Source organism: Rhizobium sp. YTUHZ044, assembly GCF_051123975.1.
Classification (GTDB): domain Bacteria; phylum Pseudomonadota; class Alphaproteobacteria; order Rhizobiales; family Rhizobiaceae; genus Rhizobium.
This window is the reverse complement of sequence record NZ_CP101429.1, coordinates 207,751-223,790: the sequence shown is the minus strand read 5'-3', so window position 1 is coordinate 223,790 and position 16,040 is coordinate 207,751. Positions and strand designations below refer to the sequence as shown.

The window sequence follows — 16,040 nt, the reverse complement described above, 5'->3', positions numbered from 1 at the left end:
CTCATGCGGACGTGCGCTGCGGGGCGTTTGCAAACGCCGCGTAGTCGCTGAAGATTTCCTCGATCTGCCGTTTGGTCAGGCATCCGTCTTCCTCGACGATGGAGCGCAGACTTCTCTTTTCAGATAGTGCTCTCTTCGACAGCCAAGCCGCCTTGGAGTAGCCGATCAGCTTTGCTAGCGGGGTGGCCAGAACGAGAGACTGGTCCAACAAGGCCTTACAACGATCCTTATCGACCTCGATCCCCGCCACACACCGGTTGGCGAAGATTTCCATCCCTCTGGTCAGCATGCGTATTGACAGCAGGATGTTCAGGACAATGACCGGCTCCATCGCATTGAGTTGCAGTTGTCCGGCACTTGCGGCAAGCGTCACCGTCAGGTCATTGCCAATCACCTGAAATCCGATCTGATTCATCATTTCCGGAATGACCGGATTGACCTTGCCGGGCATAATCGAGGAGCCTGCCTGCATCGCCGGCAGCCGAATCTCACCCAGTCCCCCGATCGGGCCACTGCTCAAGAGCCGCAGATCGTTGCAGATCTTCGTCATCTTGACGGCGATTCGTTTGAGAATGCCTGAGAAGGCGACAAACCCGCCTGTATCCGATGTCGCTTCCACCAGGTTACGAGCTGTCATGAGCGGCAGACCGGAGATCTCGGAGAGCTTTCTGCACGCAACGCTCGGAAAGGCCGGCGGCACATTGATCGAGGTTCCGATTGCAGAGCCGCCAAGATTGACCTCCTGAAGAAGTTTCTTGGCAGACTGCACCTGGATGATGTCCTCGTCGATCAGTTCCGCAAAGGCTTCGAACTCCTGGCCGACAGTCATGGGCACGGCGTCCTGGAGCTGCGTGCGTCCAACCTTTATGACATCCGCGAATTCAGCACCTTTCCGACGGAAAGTGTCCCGAAGAATGACCTGCGCGGCGATGAGCGCGTCGCAGGTGCGCAACAGGGTCAACCGGATCGCTGTCGGGTAGACATCGTTAGTCGACTGCGAGAGGTTGACGTCGTCGTTCGGGTGAAGCGTGGAATAGTCTCCGACGCTGGCGCCCAGCTTGAGAAGAGCAAGATTGGCCACGACCTCGTTGACGTTCATGTTGGTGGAGGTGCCCGCTCCGCCTTGCATCATGTCCACTGGAAAATTGTCATCAATCGCTCTTAGTTCGATGAGATCTTCGCACGCCTCTGCGATCGCAAGAGCTTTCTCAGAAGACAGCAGTCCGAGTTCCATATTGGTCAGCGCCGCGGCTTGCTTCACCATCGCCACCGACTGGATGAGCTCGGGAAAGTCTCTCAGGCGGAAGCCTGTGACGTTGAAATTCTCCTCCGCGCGCTGAGTATGCACGCCAAACAGCTTACCCGCGGGAATGGAGAGAGGCCCGATGAGGTCAGTTTCTATACGATCGATCTTCATCGGTGACCTCAACTCAAGATGCCAGCGTGGAGCATCGCCCGATCGATCTGTTCGCGAACCGAGCTGCTTACGGGAACAAGAGGCAATCGCAGGTCCCGACGGATGCGGCCCAGCCGCTCCAGGGCATATTTTGGTCCAGCGGGGTTTGTTTCCAGGAAGAGCGCCCGGTGCAATGGCATCAGACGATCCTGGAGCTCCAAGGCCGAGGTGAAGTCGCCCCCAAGGCAGGCGCGCTGAAATTCAGCGCACAGGCGCGGTGCAATGTTGGCGGTCACAGAAATGCACCCGTGCCCGCCGTGGGCCATATAGCCGAGGGCTGTGCCGTCTTCCCCGGTCAGAAGGTTGAAGTTCTTGCCGCAGGTCATGCGCTCCAGTGAAGGTCGCAGAAGATTGCCGGTGGCGTCTTTGACGCCGCTCACATTTTTGCAGTCGCAAAAGATGCGCGCCAGCGTCTCCACCTGAATGTCGATCACACTGCGACCCGGAATATTGTAGACGATGATCGGGATCTCGGCCTCCGCATCTATGGCTCTGAAATGCTGATAGATGCCCTCCTGCGTCGGCTTGTTGTAATAGGGCGAGACGACCAGCAATCCATCGGCGCCGGCTTCCTGTGCATGGCGAACGAAGTCGATTGCCTCTGCCGTGCTGTTCGAGCCTGCCCCTGCAATGACCGGGACGCGGCCGCCGGCCGTTTCGACCGTAATCTCGACAACTTGCTTGTGCTCGGCATGCGTGAGTGTCGGACTTTCGCCTGTCGTTCCGCATGGGACCAGCCCGGATGATCCCTCCTCGATCTGCCAGTCGATAAGGGCGCGCAGCGCGCCTTCATCAATACGCCCATCAGCAAAGGGTGTAACAAGTGCGGTGATGGAACCTTTGAACAAAATGGTACTCCTGATGTTGCTGATGGGCTTTTTGGCTGGTGATCTATTGCCGTTTCAGCCTGTTGATGCAGACGACCTTTGGCTGGGTCATGTCTTCAAAGGCAAAGCGCACCCCTTCACGGCCCATGCTGCCATACTTGAAGCCGCCGAACGGCATAGCGTCGAACCGGTAGTCGGAAGAGTCGTTGATCATGATCCCTCCGGCATCAATCCCGCTGGCCGCCTCGAGGGCTCCCTCGAGGTCATTTGTGAATATACCGGCGTGCAGACTGTAATCTGGCGCATTCGCAAGGCGGATGGCATCGCAGAGCGCATCGAAGGGTTCGAGGATGACGACCGGGGCGAACACCTCTTCGCTCCATAGGTCGCAACCGAAGGGAACATTTTCCAAGACCGTCGGCGGGTAAAGGTTGCCCGCCGGGCTGTGGCCACAAAGAAGGTTGGCGCCAGAAGCCATGGCGCGGTCGACCATCGCCGTTGCGCGTTGAACGGCCCGTTCCGAAATCATCGGGCCGACATCGGTGTCGGGCTCAAGTGGGTTTCCGGTCTTGAGCATTTTTGTGGCTGCAACGAACTCCGACTTGAACCGCTCATAAATAGAGCGCTGGATCAGGATCCTCTGGGTGCCAATGCAGTTCTGACCGGCCGCCCAGTAGGCTCCAGACACGCAGCCGTCGACCGCAGCGACAAAATTGCAGTCCTCCATGACGATGACTGGTGCATTGCCTCCCAGGTCCATCGCCAGCTTCTTGATGCCTGCAGCCTTGGCGATTGCCTCCCCCGTGGCAAATCCGCCCGTGAACGAAATCATTCGCACATCTCTTGCCAAGACGAGTGCCTTGCCAAGTTCAGCGCCACCAATGACAACCGTCACGATCTCTTCTGGAAGGCCGCTTTCCACCAGAACGTCGACCAATTTGAGCGCCGACAGGGGAGCAAGCTCAGACGGCTTTAAGAGCACGGCGTTTCCACCGGCAATCGCCGGCCCAAGCTTATGGGCGACCAGGTTCAGCGGGTCATTATAAGGGGTGATTGCCGTAATGATCCCGAGCGGCTCCCGGGTGTACCATCCCTGCCGGGCCTCGGACCCAGCATAGGACTCGAACGGAATGACCTCGCCGGCGTTGCGTTTGGCCTCATCGGCCGAGAGTTTTATGGTGTTGACGCATCGGGTCGCCTCTTTGCGGGCTTGGGTTATCGTTTTGCCGGCCTCTTTGACGATCAGAAGCGCGAATTCTTCATGCGCCGCCTCGATGGCGGCGGCTGCCTTTTCGAGGATCGCAGCTCGCTTGTGGCGCGGCAGAGCTTTGGCGGCCTCCGCTCCGCGGCGGGCACGTTCGATAAGGCTGCTCACGCAAGAAGCATCGCTGCTTGGAACGGTTCCGACGACCGATCCGTCGAAAGGGTTGCGCACGACGATCTCATCGCTTGAGAAGGGTGCGTTCAGGGCGAGGCCGTGCATCATGCGGCCTCCTTTGCAAGGGCGGAGGTGCTTTGGGTATGAATTGCCACGACGTCGGACAGAAGAGCATAGGCGGTCTCAATTCGCCCCGCACCGGGTCCGGTAACCGTCACGGAGCCGAGTAGCTTCGTGCTGAACGAAACTGCATTGGTTGGACCGTTGACTGCGGCGAGAGGGTGCTCCAACGGCAGTTGCTTCGGCATGACACTTCCTATGACGCGGCCGTCTTCGCCCCGGGAGGCGGAACCAATGAGTTTCCAGCGCCTGTTGGCCTCGGCTGCATCCCTGATGTCAGAAGGCGAAAGCTGCGAAATGCCCTTGCAGGAGACATCATCCGGTTTGAGTTGTGCGCCAAGCAGCTCATTGGCAAGAATGACAACCTTCAGGCGGACGTCGAAGCCTTCGACATCCGCCGTGGGATCGGCTTCTGCGTAGCCGAGCTCCTGTGCTTGCCTGACGGCGGTATCGAAATCCAGGCCACTTTCCATCCGTCCCAGGACGAAGTTGGAAGTGCCGTTCAGGATCCCCTCGAAACCATCGACCTCGGCGCCTGCGAGTGTCTTCTCGGCCATCCGGATCACCGGCGTCCCGCTCATCACGGAACCCTCGTACTCGAACCGGACGCCATTCGCCTTGGCGAGGGCCTTCAGCTCCGACGCGGCAAGTGCCACCGAACCCTTGTTCGTCGTGACCACATGCTTGCCGCTTGCAAGCGCTGAGCGGCAATGGGAGACTGCGGGCTCGCCATCGGTTGGGTTGGTGAACGTAGCCTCCACGACAATGTCTGCCGGCGCGGTCCTGATGATCGTTTCGTTGTCCGCTCCCGCACTGCCGCCTGAGAGTTGGCCGAACCCACCCTTGGTGAACTTGGCGTCAATCAGCGTCTTCGCGTCGAGCCCGTTTGGCGAGATCACGGAGCCCAGATAAAGATCGCTCACCGCGACAATGTTCAGACGAAACCCGAGCTCCTGTTCCCACAGCGGGTTCCTTGTCGCAATAAGCTCGGCCAAAGCGCGGTTTACGCCGCCAAAGCCGATGAGAGCAATGTTGTAGACGGTCATGACAATCCTCCAATGACACCAATGACGTTTTCTGCTCGCCGAGAATGCGAGGCAGACCGCTCAGTGGGAACGGCGCAAATTGGCCAAAGGAGGAGGCATTTTGCCCAAAATGCCTGCGTCTTGATGCTTGCGCTCATCGCTTCTCTTGCGAGCAATCCGTGGAGCTGCTGGGGGACCTGCAACAACACTGACATCTATGAAATTCCGCCCAGTTTAAGGCTTTGCTGCGCAAGACGAACAATGGCCGCGGTCAGCCCCGCCAGCTGGTGGACTGCCACGCGATGAACCTGCCATTGCAGCGGCAGGTCGATACCTGTCCCTGTAATCAGTTCTCTCAGAGTGCCGGAGCTGAGATGGGCCGCAGCAAGGTGAACCGGGACGATGCCCCATCCGAGGCCCGCGAGGGCTGCATCGAAGATACTTGCGCGCGAGGGCAGCCGATGCACCGGGAACTCGAGACCATCGCCGAGTGCAACTTTGACCCATCGCTTCGCAAAGGGGTCCGTCGGCCCCAGGGCCAGACCAGGTGCTTTGACCATCGCCTCGGGGGTCACCCCTTTCGAAAAGTGGCGGCTGCTATAGCCCGGTGTTGCCACGGCTACGAGGCGCAGGCTGCCCAACGAATGGCTGTCGTGATCCTCAAGCAGTTCCTCGCCTGGGGTGACCGCAGCGACAACCTCGCCGGCCCGCAGCCTGTCGAGCATCGCAATTGTCTCATCCAGAACAAGATCGACGAGAAACGGTGCGGTTTGTACGAAGTCGGAGACAGCATCCAGGATCCAGCTCCCGATCCACTCCGGATTGGCGGCAATCCTGACGGTCGTGCGTTCAGGCAGCGCGCCAGGGCCGGTGAGACCGGGCATGCAGGTGGCCAGTTGGCGCTCGAGCAGTTCAATGCGCTCGAAATGGTGGACGAGCTGCGCACCCGCCGTTGTGGCGGAACACGGACTTCCTCTGACGATCAGCGCGACGCCGAGACGTTGCTCCAACTGCTTGACCCGCTGCGACACCGCTGATGGTGTTACGCTGAGTTCGCGCGCTGCTTTGTCGAAGCTGCCCAATCTGATGACGGAAACGACGGCCTTGACTGCCTGGTAGTCTATCATGGCTCGAGTCCAGTCTGCATTTGGCGGTTGGCGAAGTCTGTTCTTGTCCGGGCTTGGGCGCGTAAAGGCTGGGGCCGCACCGCGCGAACGCCCGTCGCAAGCCTTCTATTCATCCGGCGTTCGACAGCTTCATCATCAGAAGACCGGAGAGTATCATGGCGCCGGCGACAATACGCATCGGGGCAGCGGGCTCGTTCAAGACAAGGACGCCAAGCAGGAACGACCCGACGGCTCCAATTCCAGTCCAGACGGTATAGGCTGTACCGAGCGGAAGAACCCGCATCGAGAATGAGAGCAGCACGCCGCTTGCAATCATCGCGGCGACCGTGATTGCGGACGGAACGAGCAGTGTGAAGCCTTCGGACTTTTTCATATAGAAGGCCCAAACCACTTCGAGCAGCCCGGCGATGAGCAGAATAATCCAATGCATAGTGTGTTTTCCTTGAGAACGTCGCTGATATAGCGGGAAGATCCCAAGGAGAGGGCTTCCCGCTGCAGCTAGCGTCTGAATTCGCGTCTTCAGGACCGGTCGAAGGTCTCGTCGAGAGCGTTCTTGATGTCAGCGATGAGGTCCTCGGGATCCTCCAGGCCGATGGAAAGACGCAGATGGCCATATTTCTGGAAGTTCAGCGGATAGCGTTCGGCGCCTCCGCGGCCGCTCCCCCCGACGTGCACGATCAGGGTCTCGTCGTGACCGAGCGAGACGGCCGAGGTGATCACCTTCAGATTGGAAACGAAGCGGTTCTGGGCGTCCGGGTCCCCCTCGACTGCGAAGGCCATGACGCCGCCATAACCCTTGCCTGCAAATTGAGCCTTTGCCAGTTGGTGCTGGTCGTGGCTTTCGAGCCCGGGATAAGTGACGTAGGCAACCCGCTCGTCCCGGACAAGGTTATCCGCAACGACCTGTGCTGTCGCGAACTGCTGCTTGAGGCGCAATGGAAGCGTGACCGAGCCGCGGGTGATTAGCCAGGCATTGAAGGGGGAGATCGTTCCGCCGAGATCGACAAGGGCGTCTGCCTTGACATGATGGATGAGCTCCTTGGAACCGACCACCACACCGCCCATCGCATCACCATGGCCATTGATGTACTTGGTCAGGGAGTGGATGACGAGATCGGCGCCGAGCGCCAGCGGCCGGAAAAAGGGGGGAGGCGTAAAGGTGGAGTCGACTGACAGAAGCGCGCCAGCTTGTCTGGCGATTAAGACCAGTGTCCCGATATCGGCAACCTTTGTGGTCGGATTGGCGATTGTTTCCGTATGGATCAGCTTCGTGTTGGGCCGGACGGCGGCTCTGACTGCGTCCATGTCGCCCATATCGACGAACGTTGCCTCAATCTTGTAGCGCTGTGGCAAGAGCTCGGCGAAGAGCCGCCAGACGGCTTCATACGTGACATCGCCGACGATCACATGATCGCCGCTTTTCAGGAAGGTGAAGAACACGGCGTGAAGGGCAGCGACACCGGTTGCGAAAACGGCTGCGTCCTCGCCACCTTCCATGGCCGCCAGCTTGCGCTGCAGGCAGATCTGGTTATGACCGGAATTGCGCGTATAGGAAGGCGCCTCCGTATCCGACCAGTCCATGGTCGAGGGGTCGTAGGGCAGAAGATAGGAATTGGCCATGACGATCGGTGTGCGGATCGCGCCGGAGGTCTTGTCGATCTCGTTGCCGCCATGCACCGAAAGCGTGTTGAAGGAGAGCGTCGAAAGCTCGTGTTTGTCTGGTCTGGACATGTCGTGGGCCTCTGATTGTTCTGGGTTTAAGGGCCGCGCTAGCGGCGCGTCGGCACAGCATTTTCGAGCTTCTGGAAGGCCTGGGTGATGAGAAAGGTCAGACCGACATAGAAGAGGGTGACGAGGAGCAGCGGTTCATAGACAAGCAGCGTGTCCTGGCGGATCTTGTAGGCGGCGCCATAGAGGTCCATGACCGTCACCGAAAATACGATCGGTGTGGCCTTGAGCTGAAGGACCACTTCTCCGGCGAAGGTGGGCAAGCCGATGCGGATTGCACGGGGAAGCCAGATCCGGCGCAGGATCATGGCAGGCGACATGCCAACGGCGCGAGCAGCCTCCAGTTCACCCTTCGGAACCGCCAACATGGCGCCTCTGAGGATCTCACCTTGATAGGCTGCAAAATTCAGGGTCAGCGCAAGGGCGGCGAAGAACAGGCCCTCTCTCAATATCGGCCACAGGAAACTTGTCCTCAGTCCCGGCACATAGGGCAGATACGTGCCCAGGCCGTAGTAAATGAGCCAGAGCTGGATCAGAAGCGGTGTGCCGCGGAAGAACGTGCAGTATCCCTTCGCAAGCCAGCGTGCGACGGGGTTCTTGCCCACCTGGGCGATCGCAAGGAGGACCGCCAGGCCAAAGCCGCAGGTCACCGAGATCACAAGCAGCAGGCAGGTGAGGAAAGCACCCTGCAGGATGAGCTCGCGATAAGGGAAAATCCAGCTGAAATCCATGTCCGCTTCCCTTACGCATTCGGTCTTTGTCCGCGACGGAAGTAGGCTTCCAGCGCAGCGAAGAGCATGTTCGAGACTATGGTGATGACGAGGTAGAGCACCGCAGCAGCCAGAAAGAACACCATGTATTCCTTGGTGTTGCTTGCTGCGACACGTGCGGCAAGCGCCAGTTCCTGGTAGCCGACGACGGCGATCAATGCGCTGTCCTTGATGACCGACATCCATAGATTGGCAAAGCCCGGCAGCGCGTTCGGGATGAGGCCTGGCAAAACGATCCTGCGGAAGCGCAACGCCGGACGCATTCCGAACGCTTTCGCGGCTTCCAGTTGCCCGACAGGGATTGCAAGGATTGCACCGCGCAGCACCTCGGTCATGTAGGCGCCCTGCACGAAGCCAAGGACCGCAACAGCCGCGACAAGACCGTTAATTTCGATAGGCCCCAGTCCCGCCCAGGCGAGGATACGGTTCAGGCCATCAGTTCCGGCGTAATAGAGGGCAACGATCAAAATGAGCTCGGGTACGGCACGAATGATCGTGGTATAGGCATTAAGCAGGAATTGGAGCAGCCGAAACCCACTCAGTTTTCCGAGCGCGCCGAACAGTCCGATTAGCATCCCGACCAGATATGCTCCGGACGAGATCAGGACAGTGGCCAGGGCACCCGCAAGGAGCACGCCTCCCCAGCCGGGAGGAGCGATGGACAGAAGATCCAGCGCTGAATGTGTGGGGTTCATGGGAAGCCTTCCAGTCAGGGCAGGGGATCGCCACACAGCTGTGTGGCGATCTGCAACCGCTTCGCTCTCAATAGGGGTCGTAGTCGAAGTACTTCTTGCTGAATTCGGCATACTTGCCGCTGTCCCTGACGGCCTTGATGGCGGCGTTCAGTCTTTCGCGTAGCGCGTCGTCGCCCTTGCGCACACCACCGCCGACCCCCGCCCCGAGGATGGTGTCGTCCGGCTCGACATTGCCCTTGTACTCGCAGCACTCCTCTCCGAGGTTGGTCTTCAGGAACTCCTTGAGCGGGCCGGTGTCGGCAAAGACGTAGTCGATGCGTCCGGAGGCAAGGTCCTGGAAGGACTCATCGACCGTCGCATAGCTCTTCTCGCTCGCGACGTCGGCAAAGTGTTTCTTGAAATAGGCGGATTGGGTGGTCGAGACGGCAATGCCCACCGTCTTGTCCTTCAGCTCCTTGGCCGTGACCCCCATGGCGCCGTCCTTCGGGCCGATCATCCCAGCCAGCGCCGAATAGTACTTGTCGGTGAAGTCGATCCGCTTCTTGCGTTCGTCGGTAATCGACATGGAGGACCAGATCACGTCGATCTTCTTGCTTTCCAGCGCCGGGATGAGGCCATCCCACGCGACGTCAACGATCGTGCAATTTTCCTTCAGCTCCTCACAGACAGCGTCCATCAGGTCGATTTCCCAGCCGATCGCTTTGCCGGAGGCGTCCTTGGTCGTGTAAGGCGGATAGGCCTCATTGACGATGCCAAAGCGGATTTCGGCATGCGCATTTGCCGCCATCATGAACATGCCGATGGCCAGAGCTTTTCCCAGATGCTTCATTTGCATTCCCCTTTTTGCTGTTGAAAAGATTGAGTGGTCAGTGCGAACCGGCTGCAACGAATTCTTTGCAGCGAGCGCTCGTGGGCGCGCCGAAGACCTGTGCGGGGGAACCTTCCTCCTCAACCTGGCCCTGGTGCAGAAACATGACGCGCGCCGAGACATCGCGAGCGAACTTCATCTCGTGGGTGACCATAATCATGGTGCGGCCCTCCTCGGCGAGGCCGCGGATGACCTTCAGCACCTCCCCGACAAGCTCGGGATCAAGGGCGGATGTCGGCTCATCGAACAGCATGACGGCGGGATCAACGCAGAGTGCGCGAGCAATAGAGGCGCGTTGCTGTTGTCCGCCGGACAGGAAGGCCGGGTAGGCGTCCTTCTTGTCGTAAAGGCCGACCTTGGCCAGCAGCGCTTCGGCCTTCTCGATGGCTATAGCCCGCTCGACCCCGAGCACATGCACCGGCGCTTCGATGACGTTCTCAAGGATAGTCATGTGCTGCCAGAGGTTGAAACTCTGGAAGACCATGCCCAGGCCGGTTCTCAGCCTTTCGATCTGACGCCAGTTCGCGGGTTGCGATTTTCCACCGCGCCCGCTTCGGAACGCGACTTCTTCGCCATTGATGCGGAAGGAACCACGATCCGGAATCTCAAGGAAGTTGATGCAGCGCAGGAAGGTGCTCTTGCCCGAACCTGACGATCCAATAATCGAGACGACATCGCCCTTCTCGGCCGAGAGGGAAACGCCCTTAAGGACCTTATGGGCTCCGTAGCTCTTGTGAACTTCACTCACGACCAGAGCGGGCGCGTGTTTCTCAGTGCGCATTGTTCCTCCTTTGCGATGCGACGAGCGCCCGCTCCTCCGGGCAAAGCTTCGCCGCCGCCGCGTCGCCGCGGTGAAAAATTGTTCGATGTGTCAGTGAATGACGCCGGTTGTCAGCTGGCTTCCACCAACGGTCAGCGGCCAAAGGTCAATATACTGACTTTCGTCACTTGCTCTGCAGGCGCCACCTATGCCGGAAGAAGGTTCTGGCGGTAGATTTCGCACCGCGGCGCCAGTTGCCGAAGACCGTTGACCAGCATGTTGGCCGCCTCCTCCAGTGCCTCCTCTGGCATTGTTCCGAGGCTCTCCAGGATGAACCACATTCGACCACCGATGGAATCCAGGCGCGTGCGCGTTCCCTGGCGCCAATTCCACCGGCGGCATGTCACGCCGATATCGTCGCGCCAGATCACCTCACCAACGGACGGATGCTCGATGATCGCCTCGCCATTCGCGACCCTGTCGAAGGCTTCCGTGCCGTCGGCAATCGACAGCCGCGGCTTGCCGACATAGGCATCAAAATTCTCGCCCCCGACGGGCACAGCAAAACGCAGGCTGACGGCATTATAGAGGTCGACCAACGGATTGATGGAGGGTAGGCGACGGTCCTTTTCAACCCGCTTCTTAAGCGCCTGTGCAGAGCATGGCGTCCGGTTGGGCTTGGCCCCGAAACGGCTATAGACGTCTGCCCAACTGGCAAGATGCGCGTCGCCCCATTGTGGTCCACCGGCGCGGACGAAATCACAGGCTTCCCCCAAGACGTCGCGCGCCATTGGCCCGCGGGTCGGATCGCTGGCATCAACCAAGATGCTGATCGCACGGAAATCCGGCGCTATTTCTGCGACAGACCTGTCGATGAGCGGAAAATCCAACATGCCCTCTAGCTCCCATTGACCAATTTAGTTTATAATACCGACCATGGAAGAGAAAGTCAATATATCGACCGAAGCGGTCGCTGATGTCGAGCGCGTCAGCGCAACCGTCTCGCAGAACCTGAAAACCTTCAGGCGCCAAAGCGGGCTGACGCTCGACGAACTGTCCCGCAAGTCCGGCGTGAGCAAGGGCATGCTTGTCGAGATTGAGAAGGGAACAGCCAATCCCAGCATAGCGACGCTCTGCCGGGCCGCCACCGCCTTGGGTGTGTCGGTTGCGGATTTCGTCGGCGTCGCGTCGAGTGTTCCTGTTCGCATCGTCCCACCACAAGACGCATCGACCCTGTGGCACGGTCCGAAGGGCGGAAGCGCGACACTTCTGGTGGGAACCCACGGGCCGGACGAGATCGAGCTGTGGCGCTGGACGCTTTTCCCGGGCGAGATATTTGAATCTCCCGGCCATTCGCCTGGCACACTCGAGCTCCTTAACGTCGAAACGGGTGAGCTCACGCTGAGGCTTGCAGACAGCGAGCACTTGGTTCATGCGGGGTCGTCCGTTCTGGCGCGAACCGAAGACAAGCATGCCTACATGAATTGTGGAAACGATGAACTGCGGTTCGTAATGGCTGTGGCGGAACTGCAGCGACCTCGGGTGAGGACGGGTCTTTAGCGATCGACGATCGGGGCGCAGATGAGCAGCAAAATAACGGCAGATCCGCCAGTTTCGGGCAAGGCCTCGCCTGACGTCAATGATCTCGGCTTTTCGACCCGCTCCATACATGAGCCGTTCCCGTCTACTGCGATTGCCGCTCTTCGTAGTGGATCATCGGCTTCTGTCTGCGGTCGGACCACACTTGTCCACCCAGGCGGCGCGGACGGAGACCGTTCGGCGACATGGCTGCTCGAGCACAAGCTTGCCCGTCTTGAAGGAGCGGAGGCCGGGCTTGTCCTCTCCTCAGGTCTGGTTGCCTTTCGCACCCTTGCCCGGTCATTTCTTGCTGCCGGAGACGAGATGATTGTTCACAGGCCGGTCTGCACCGACACAGCTTACCTGATGCGGGAGATCGTTTCGGCGGTCGGCGCAAGGCTCGTGGCTGTGGATCTTTCGGAGCCGGACGTGATCGGCCGTTCGATCGCCGACCGGACAAGATTGGTGTATTTCGATACGCCCACCAATCCACTGAACAGCGTTCTGGATGTCGCGGCCATTTCTGAACACGCCCACGCGTTTGGCCTCAAGGTGGCAGTTGACAGCACATTTGCAACGCCGGCCCTCCAAAGGCCGCTTGAACATGGGGCTGACATCGTCCTGCACGCACTGTCGAAATACATGAACGGGCACGGTGATACGGTTGGCGGAGCATTGCTTGGGACGGCGGCGGATATTCGAAAGTTGCGCGACGAAAGCCAGCGCGAGCGCCTTGACGCCGCCATCTCACCGCAAGCTGGGTTCCTGATCCTGCGCGGGCTGAGCACTCTGGCGCTCAGAATGTATCAGCATTGCAATACCGCGCACGCCCTTGCTCTGACGCTCGAGGCCCATCCTTCGGTTGCCTGGGTGAGATATCCTTTCCTCGCATCCCATCCCGATCATGAAATCACACGCCGTCAGATGTCGGGCGGCTCGGGGATGCTTGCCTTTGCGCTTGAGACGGGCCCGGAGGGCGCCACGGCAATGATCAAGAGACTGAGCCTGATCAAGTCAGGCGGAGATCTGGCGGAGGTCGGTAGCTTCATTTGCAGTTCAGCTCGGCTCACCAGTGCCCGTCATCTGTCTCTTGTCGGCAGCCAATTCTGCATCAACCTCGGCGAGGACGTAATTCGATGCTCGGTCGGCCTCGAGGACGCCGAAGATCTCGTTGAAGATCTTCTGACCGCGCTCGAATTTGCATAACCTGATTCGGACCAACCGCTCCTCAGGCGCAAGGCGGCTTAAGCCTTGCGCGACGAAAGGGCTCCTTGCTAGGCTGCGCCTTGCTCTTTCAACAGCCGATAGAGTTGCGCCCGGCTGATGCCGAGTATCTCGGCTGCACGTTGCTTGTTGCCTCCGGCCTGCTGGAGGGCGGCGCGCAGGGCTGCATGGGCTTCGGATTTCATGCGACTCTTCAAGTCGCTCTTCGCATTCGCGGAGGGTGACGGGTGACGACTATCGAGCGATGCAGTGGATAGATGCCCCGTCACGATCATGCGCGTGAGGGCATTCTCCAGTTCCCGGACGTTACCCGGCCACGTATGAGCGACAAGCCGGTCATGATCCTCAGCTGTCAATACTGGCGCCGGGACGGACAGTCGCGTGGCGATGCGTGCAAGGAGGTGTTCGGCAAGATGAGCCAGATCGCCCCTTTCTCTCAGGACCGGGACCTCGATCGGCAGAACGTTGAGCCGGTGATAGAGGTCCTCGCGAAAACGCCCCGTCTGCACCAGTTCGACGAGTGGCTTGTTGGTAGCGCAGATGATGCGAAGATCGATGCCGACCGGGTTGGTGCCGCCGACGCGGACGATCTCCCCGGTCTGGAGCACGCGCAGAAGACTGCCCTGCAGGGCGAGCGGCATGTCGCCAATCTCGTCAAGGAAGAGCACGCCGCCAGTCGCCAGTTCGAACTTGCCAGGTTTACCTTGGCTGCGCGCACCCGTGAAAGCCCCGCCCTCATAGCCGAAAAGCTCTGCTTCGATAAGTTCGCTGGGAATGGATGCGCAGTTGACCCACACGAATGGCCCGGTAGAGCGGTCCGACAAGGAATGGATTGCCTGCGCGGCCAGTTCCTTGCCGGTGCCTGTCTCACCGCAGATGAGAACCGGCAGATCATACGCGGCCGCCAGTTTAAGTGCGTCGCGATGCGCTTCCATCAACGGACCAGTCCCGATGACATCGTCGAGACCGAACTTCGACTGCCAAGCTTTCGGCTTCGAAGGGATGGCGAGTTCCGCCTTCGAAATCCGGCCGTAGGTTTTTTTTAGGGCATCGTAGTCGGAGAACAGCGCCAGACCCACGGCGCCGATGATCCTTCCGTCCTTGTGCACAGGGACCTGCTTCGTCACCAGCTTATGGCCGCGCACTTCGAGCGGATAACCAATATGAGTGCCAATACCCCGCGCGACGAAATGAAGTCTGGTTTGCGGCCCTACCACATCGGTGATGTGCCGTCCGAGAAATTCCTCGGCCTCACCGCCAAGGAGGCGGCAATAGGGGTCGTTGATCAGGACGATCGTTCCTTCCGTGTCGACGGCGACAAGACAATCGGAAACGTGATCGAGGACAAGCCGGAGGAATCCGGCTTCCTCGGAAGAACCTGCTAGCCATTCGGGAAGGGTCATAACTGCTGCCTGACTGTTCTTGGGATATCGCAAATCGAATGTTAGCGGATTTTGTCTCAGATGCGAGAATTTTTGTACCGCAATCGAGACAAAGAGACGGAGTTACAACGCCAGCAAGACAGTGGCCGTCCACCTTGCTTTCCTAATAACCGTTTGTCTTGAAAGCGTTAGATCGATCAACACTGGCATACGCGGAACTGGCCCATGGCTTGCGATGCTCCTTGGCGTAAAAACCGAAAGGGGAGCAGATATCATGCATATAGAAACACTTGAGATAGGCGATACGATCGTCCGGGTGTCGGGCGCGGGCCAACCGCTCGTCTTCGTGCACGGATTTACGACGACCGCGGAATTCTGGCGCGGGCAAGTCGAAGCCTTCTCATCCCGCTACAAAGTCATCCGTATCAACCTGCCGGGGCACGGCGTGTCGCCAAGACCTGCCGGTCGCAGCTATACCATCGACGCCTTCGCAAACGACGTGCTCCAAGTCTTCCGCAAGCTCGACATCCGCCAGGCCGTCCTTGTCGGCCTCTCGATGGGCGGAACCATCGCACAAAGCTTTACGCTGGCGCATCCGGAGCGCGTACAGGCGTTGGTGCTCGTCGGAGCGACGCCGCATGGACTTGGAGAGGACGTCAATGTCGATAATGTTCTGAAGGCGATTGACGACCTCGGCGTTGTCCAGGCCAGCCAGAACGTCATTGATCGGTCGTTCGGCAGCGCGGCCAGTCAGGAACTCCTGAACTTTGCCAGGCAGGAGGTCGCACAGACCCCCGATTTCGTGGCGCGCGAAGCGATCGCGTCACTGAATGCATCCGACAGTCGTTCGCGTCTTGGTGACATCAGGGTCCCGACCCTGGTGGTCGTCGGAAACGAGGATATCATCACGCCGCCGGCGGAGTCGGTGATCCTGGCTGAGGGCATACCGGACAGCAGGCTGGAGGTGGTCGAGAATGCGGGGCACTTCCCGATGCTCGAGCAGCCTCACAAATTCAATGAAATGCTGGCAGCATTTCTGCGGGCCTGTGAAGATCCGGTTTCTCAGGCGAGCGGCCAAGGCCTCTCGCAACATGCCATCTAG

Annotated in this window: 16 protein-coding genes and 1 pseudogene; 3 read left to right on the top strand and 14 right to left on the bottom strand. The window is 59.4% G+C overall.

The features are described from left to right. Position 1: 1 nt before the first annotated feature. The 12 genes from NL154_RS28915 to NL154_RS28860 all read right to left on the bottom strand — a co-directional run bounded on the left by NL154_RS28915 (position 2) and on the right by NL154_RS28860 (position 11,647). Entirely contained in the window at positions 2 to 1,417 is a 1,416-nt protein-coding gene (locus tag NL154_RS28915; protein WP_430960891.1) for an aspartate ammonia-lyase, read from the bottom strand. Between the two features lie 8 nt (positions 1,418 to 1,425). Continuing rightward, a complete protein-coding gene (dapA, locus tag NL154_RS28910) occupies positions 1,426 to 2,304 on the bottom strand; it encodes a 4-hydroxy-tetrahydrodipicolinate synthase (protein ID WP_430960890.1) in 879 nt (292 codons plus the stop codon). Positions 2,305 to 2,347: 43 nt separating this feature from the next. Beyond that, positions 2,348 to 3,769, bottom strand: coding sequence for an aldehyde dehydrogenase family protein (locus NL154_RS28905; protein ID WP_430960889.1), 1,422 nt, complete (start codon positions 3,767 to 3,769; stop codon positions 2,348 to 2,350). Further along, the gene (locus NL154_RS28900; RefSeq protein WP_430960888.1) at positions 3,766 to 4,827 is read right to left on the bottom strand and encodes a homoserine dehydrogenase; all 1,062 of its coding nucleotides are present in this window, start codon (positions 4,825 to 4,827) and stop codon (positions 3,766 to 3,768) included. The genes NL154_RS28905 and NL154_RS28900 overlap by 4 nt, the downstream gene beginning before the upstream one ends. A gap of 194 nt (positions 4,828 to 5,021) precedes the next feature. Beyond that, positions 5,022 to 5,933 carry an ArgP/LysG family DNA-binding transcriptional regulator gene (locus NL154_RS28895; RefSeq protein WP_430960887.1) on the bottom strand — a complete coding sequence of 304 codons (912 nt, stop codon included), beginning with the start codon at positions 5,931 to 5,933 and terminating at the stop codon, positions 5,022 to 5,024. Positions 5,934 to 6,042: 109 nt separating this feature from the next. Continuing rightward, complete coding sequence (locus tag NL154_RS28890) at positions 6,043 to 6,363, bottom strand: DMT family transporter (RefSeq protein ID WP_430960886.1); 321 nt, start codon at positions 6,361 to 6,363, stop codon at positions 6,043 to 6,045. Between the two features lie 89 nt (positions 6,364 to 6,452). Further along, positions 6,453 to 7,664, bottom strand: a complete 1,212-nt coding sequence (locus NL154_RS28885) for a trans-sulfuration enzyme family protein (RefSeq protein WP_430960885.1) — start codon at positions 7,662 to 7,664, stop codon at positions 6,453 to 6,455. A gap of 38 nt (positions 7,665 to 7,702) precedes the next feature. Then, positions 7,703 to 8,392, bottom strand: coding sequence for an ABC transporter permease (locus tag NL154_RS28880; RefSeq protein WP_430960884.1), 690 nt, complete (start codon positions 8,390 to 8,392; stop codon positions 7,703 to 7,705). An 11-nt stretch (positions 8,393 to 8,403) separates the two neighbouring features. Continuing rightward, on the bottom strand, positions 8,404 to 9,126 hold the full coding sequence (locus NL154_RS28875; protein WP_430960883.1) for an ABC transporter permease: 723 nt from the start codon (positions 9,124 to 9,126) through the stop codon (positions 8,404 to 8,406). Between the two features lie 67 nt (positions 9,127 to 9,193). Further along, positions 9,194 to 9,955, bottom strand: a complete 762-nt coding sequence (locus NL154_RS28870) for a transporter substrate-binding domain-containing protein (protein ID WP_430960882.1) — start codon at positions 9,953 to 9,955, stop codon at positions 9,194 to 9,196. A gap of 37 nt (positions 9,956 to 9,992) precedes the next feature. After that, positions 9,993 to 10,775, bottom strand: coding sequence for an ABC transporter ATP-binding protein (locus NL154_RS28865; RefSeq protein WP_430960881.1), 783 nt, complete (start codon positions 10,773 to 10,775; stop codon positions 9,993 to 9,995). A gap of 185 nt (positions 10,776 to 10,960) precedes the next feature. Next, on the bottom strand, positions 10,961 to 11,647 hold the full coding sequence (locus NL154_RS28860; RefSeq protein WP_430960880.1) for a B3/B4 domain-containing protein: 687 nt from the start codon (positions 11,645 to 11,647) through the stop codon (positions 10,961 to 10,963). A gap of 43 nt (positions 11,648 to 11,690) precedes the next feature. Here NL154_RS28860 and NL154_RS28855 point away from each other — a divergent pair, with 43 nt between their 5' ends. Next, the gene (locus NL154_RS28855; RefSeq protein WP_430960879.1) at positions 11,691 to 12,314 is read left to right on the top strand and encodes a helix-turn-helix domain-containing protein; all 624 of its coding nucleotides are present in this window, start codon (positions 11,691 to 11,693) and stop codon (positions 12,312 to 12,314) included. A gap of 21 nt (positions 12,315 to 12,335) precedes the next feature. Next, positions 12,336 to 13,538, top strand: a complete 1,203-nt coding sequence (locus tag NL154_RS28850; protein ID WP_430960878.1) for a PLP-dependent transferase — start codon at positions 12,336 to 12,338, stop codon at positions 13,536 to 13,538. A 68-nt stretch (positions 13,539 to 13,606) separates the two neighbouring features. On the opposite strand, the gene NL154_RS28845 is transcribed toward NL154_RS28850, so the two are convergent. Together NL154_RS28845 and NL154_RS28840 are read right to left on the bottom strand one after the other, a co-directional pair. Further along, positions 13,607 to 14,665: a sigma-54 interaction domain-containing protein gene (locus tag NL154_RS28845; RefSeq protein ID WP_430960896.1), complete on the bottom strand. Its 1,059-nt coding sequence runs from the start codon at positions 14,663 to 14,665 to the stop codon at positions 13,607 to 13,609. A gap of 108 nt (positions 14,666 to 14,773) precedes the next feature. Further along, positions 14,774 to 14,959 (bottom strand): annotated as a pseudogene (locus NL154_RS28840) (PAS domain S-box protein); the annotation flags it as partial. Between the two features lie 121 nt (positions 14,960 to 15,080). On the opposite strand from NL154_RS28840, the gene NL154_RS28835 reads away from it, so the two are divergent. After that, positions 15,081 to 16,040 (top strand): alpha/beta fold hydrolase, encoded by a 960-nt coding sequence (locus NL154_RS28835; RefSeq protein ID WP_434734538.1) that lies wholly within the window; start codon positions 15,081 to 15,083, stop codon positions 16,038 to 16,040.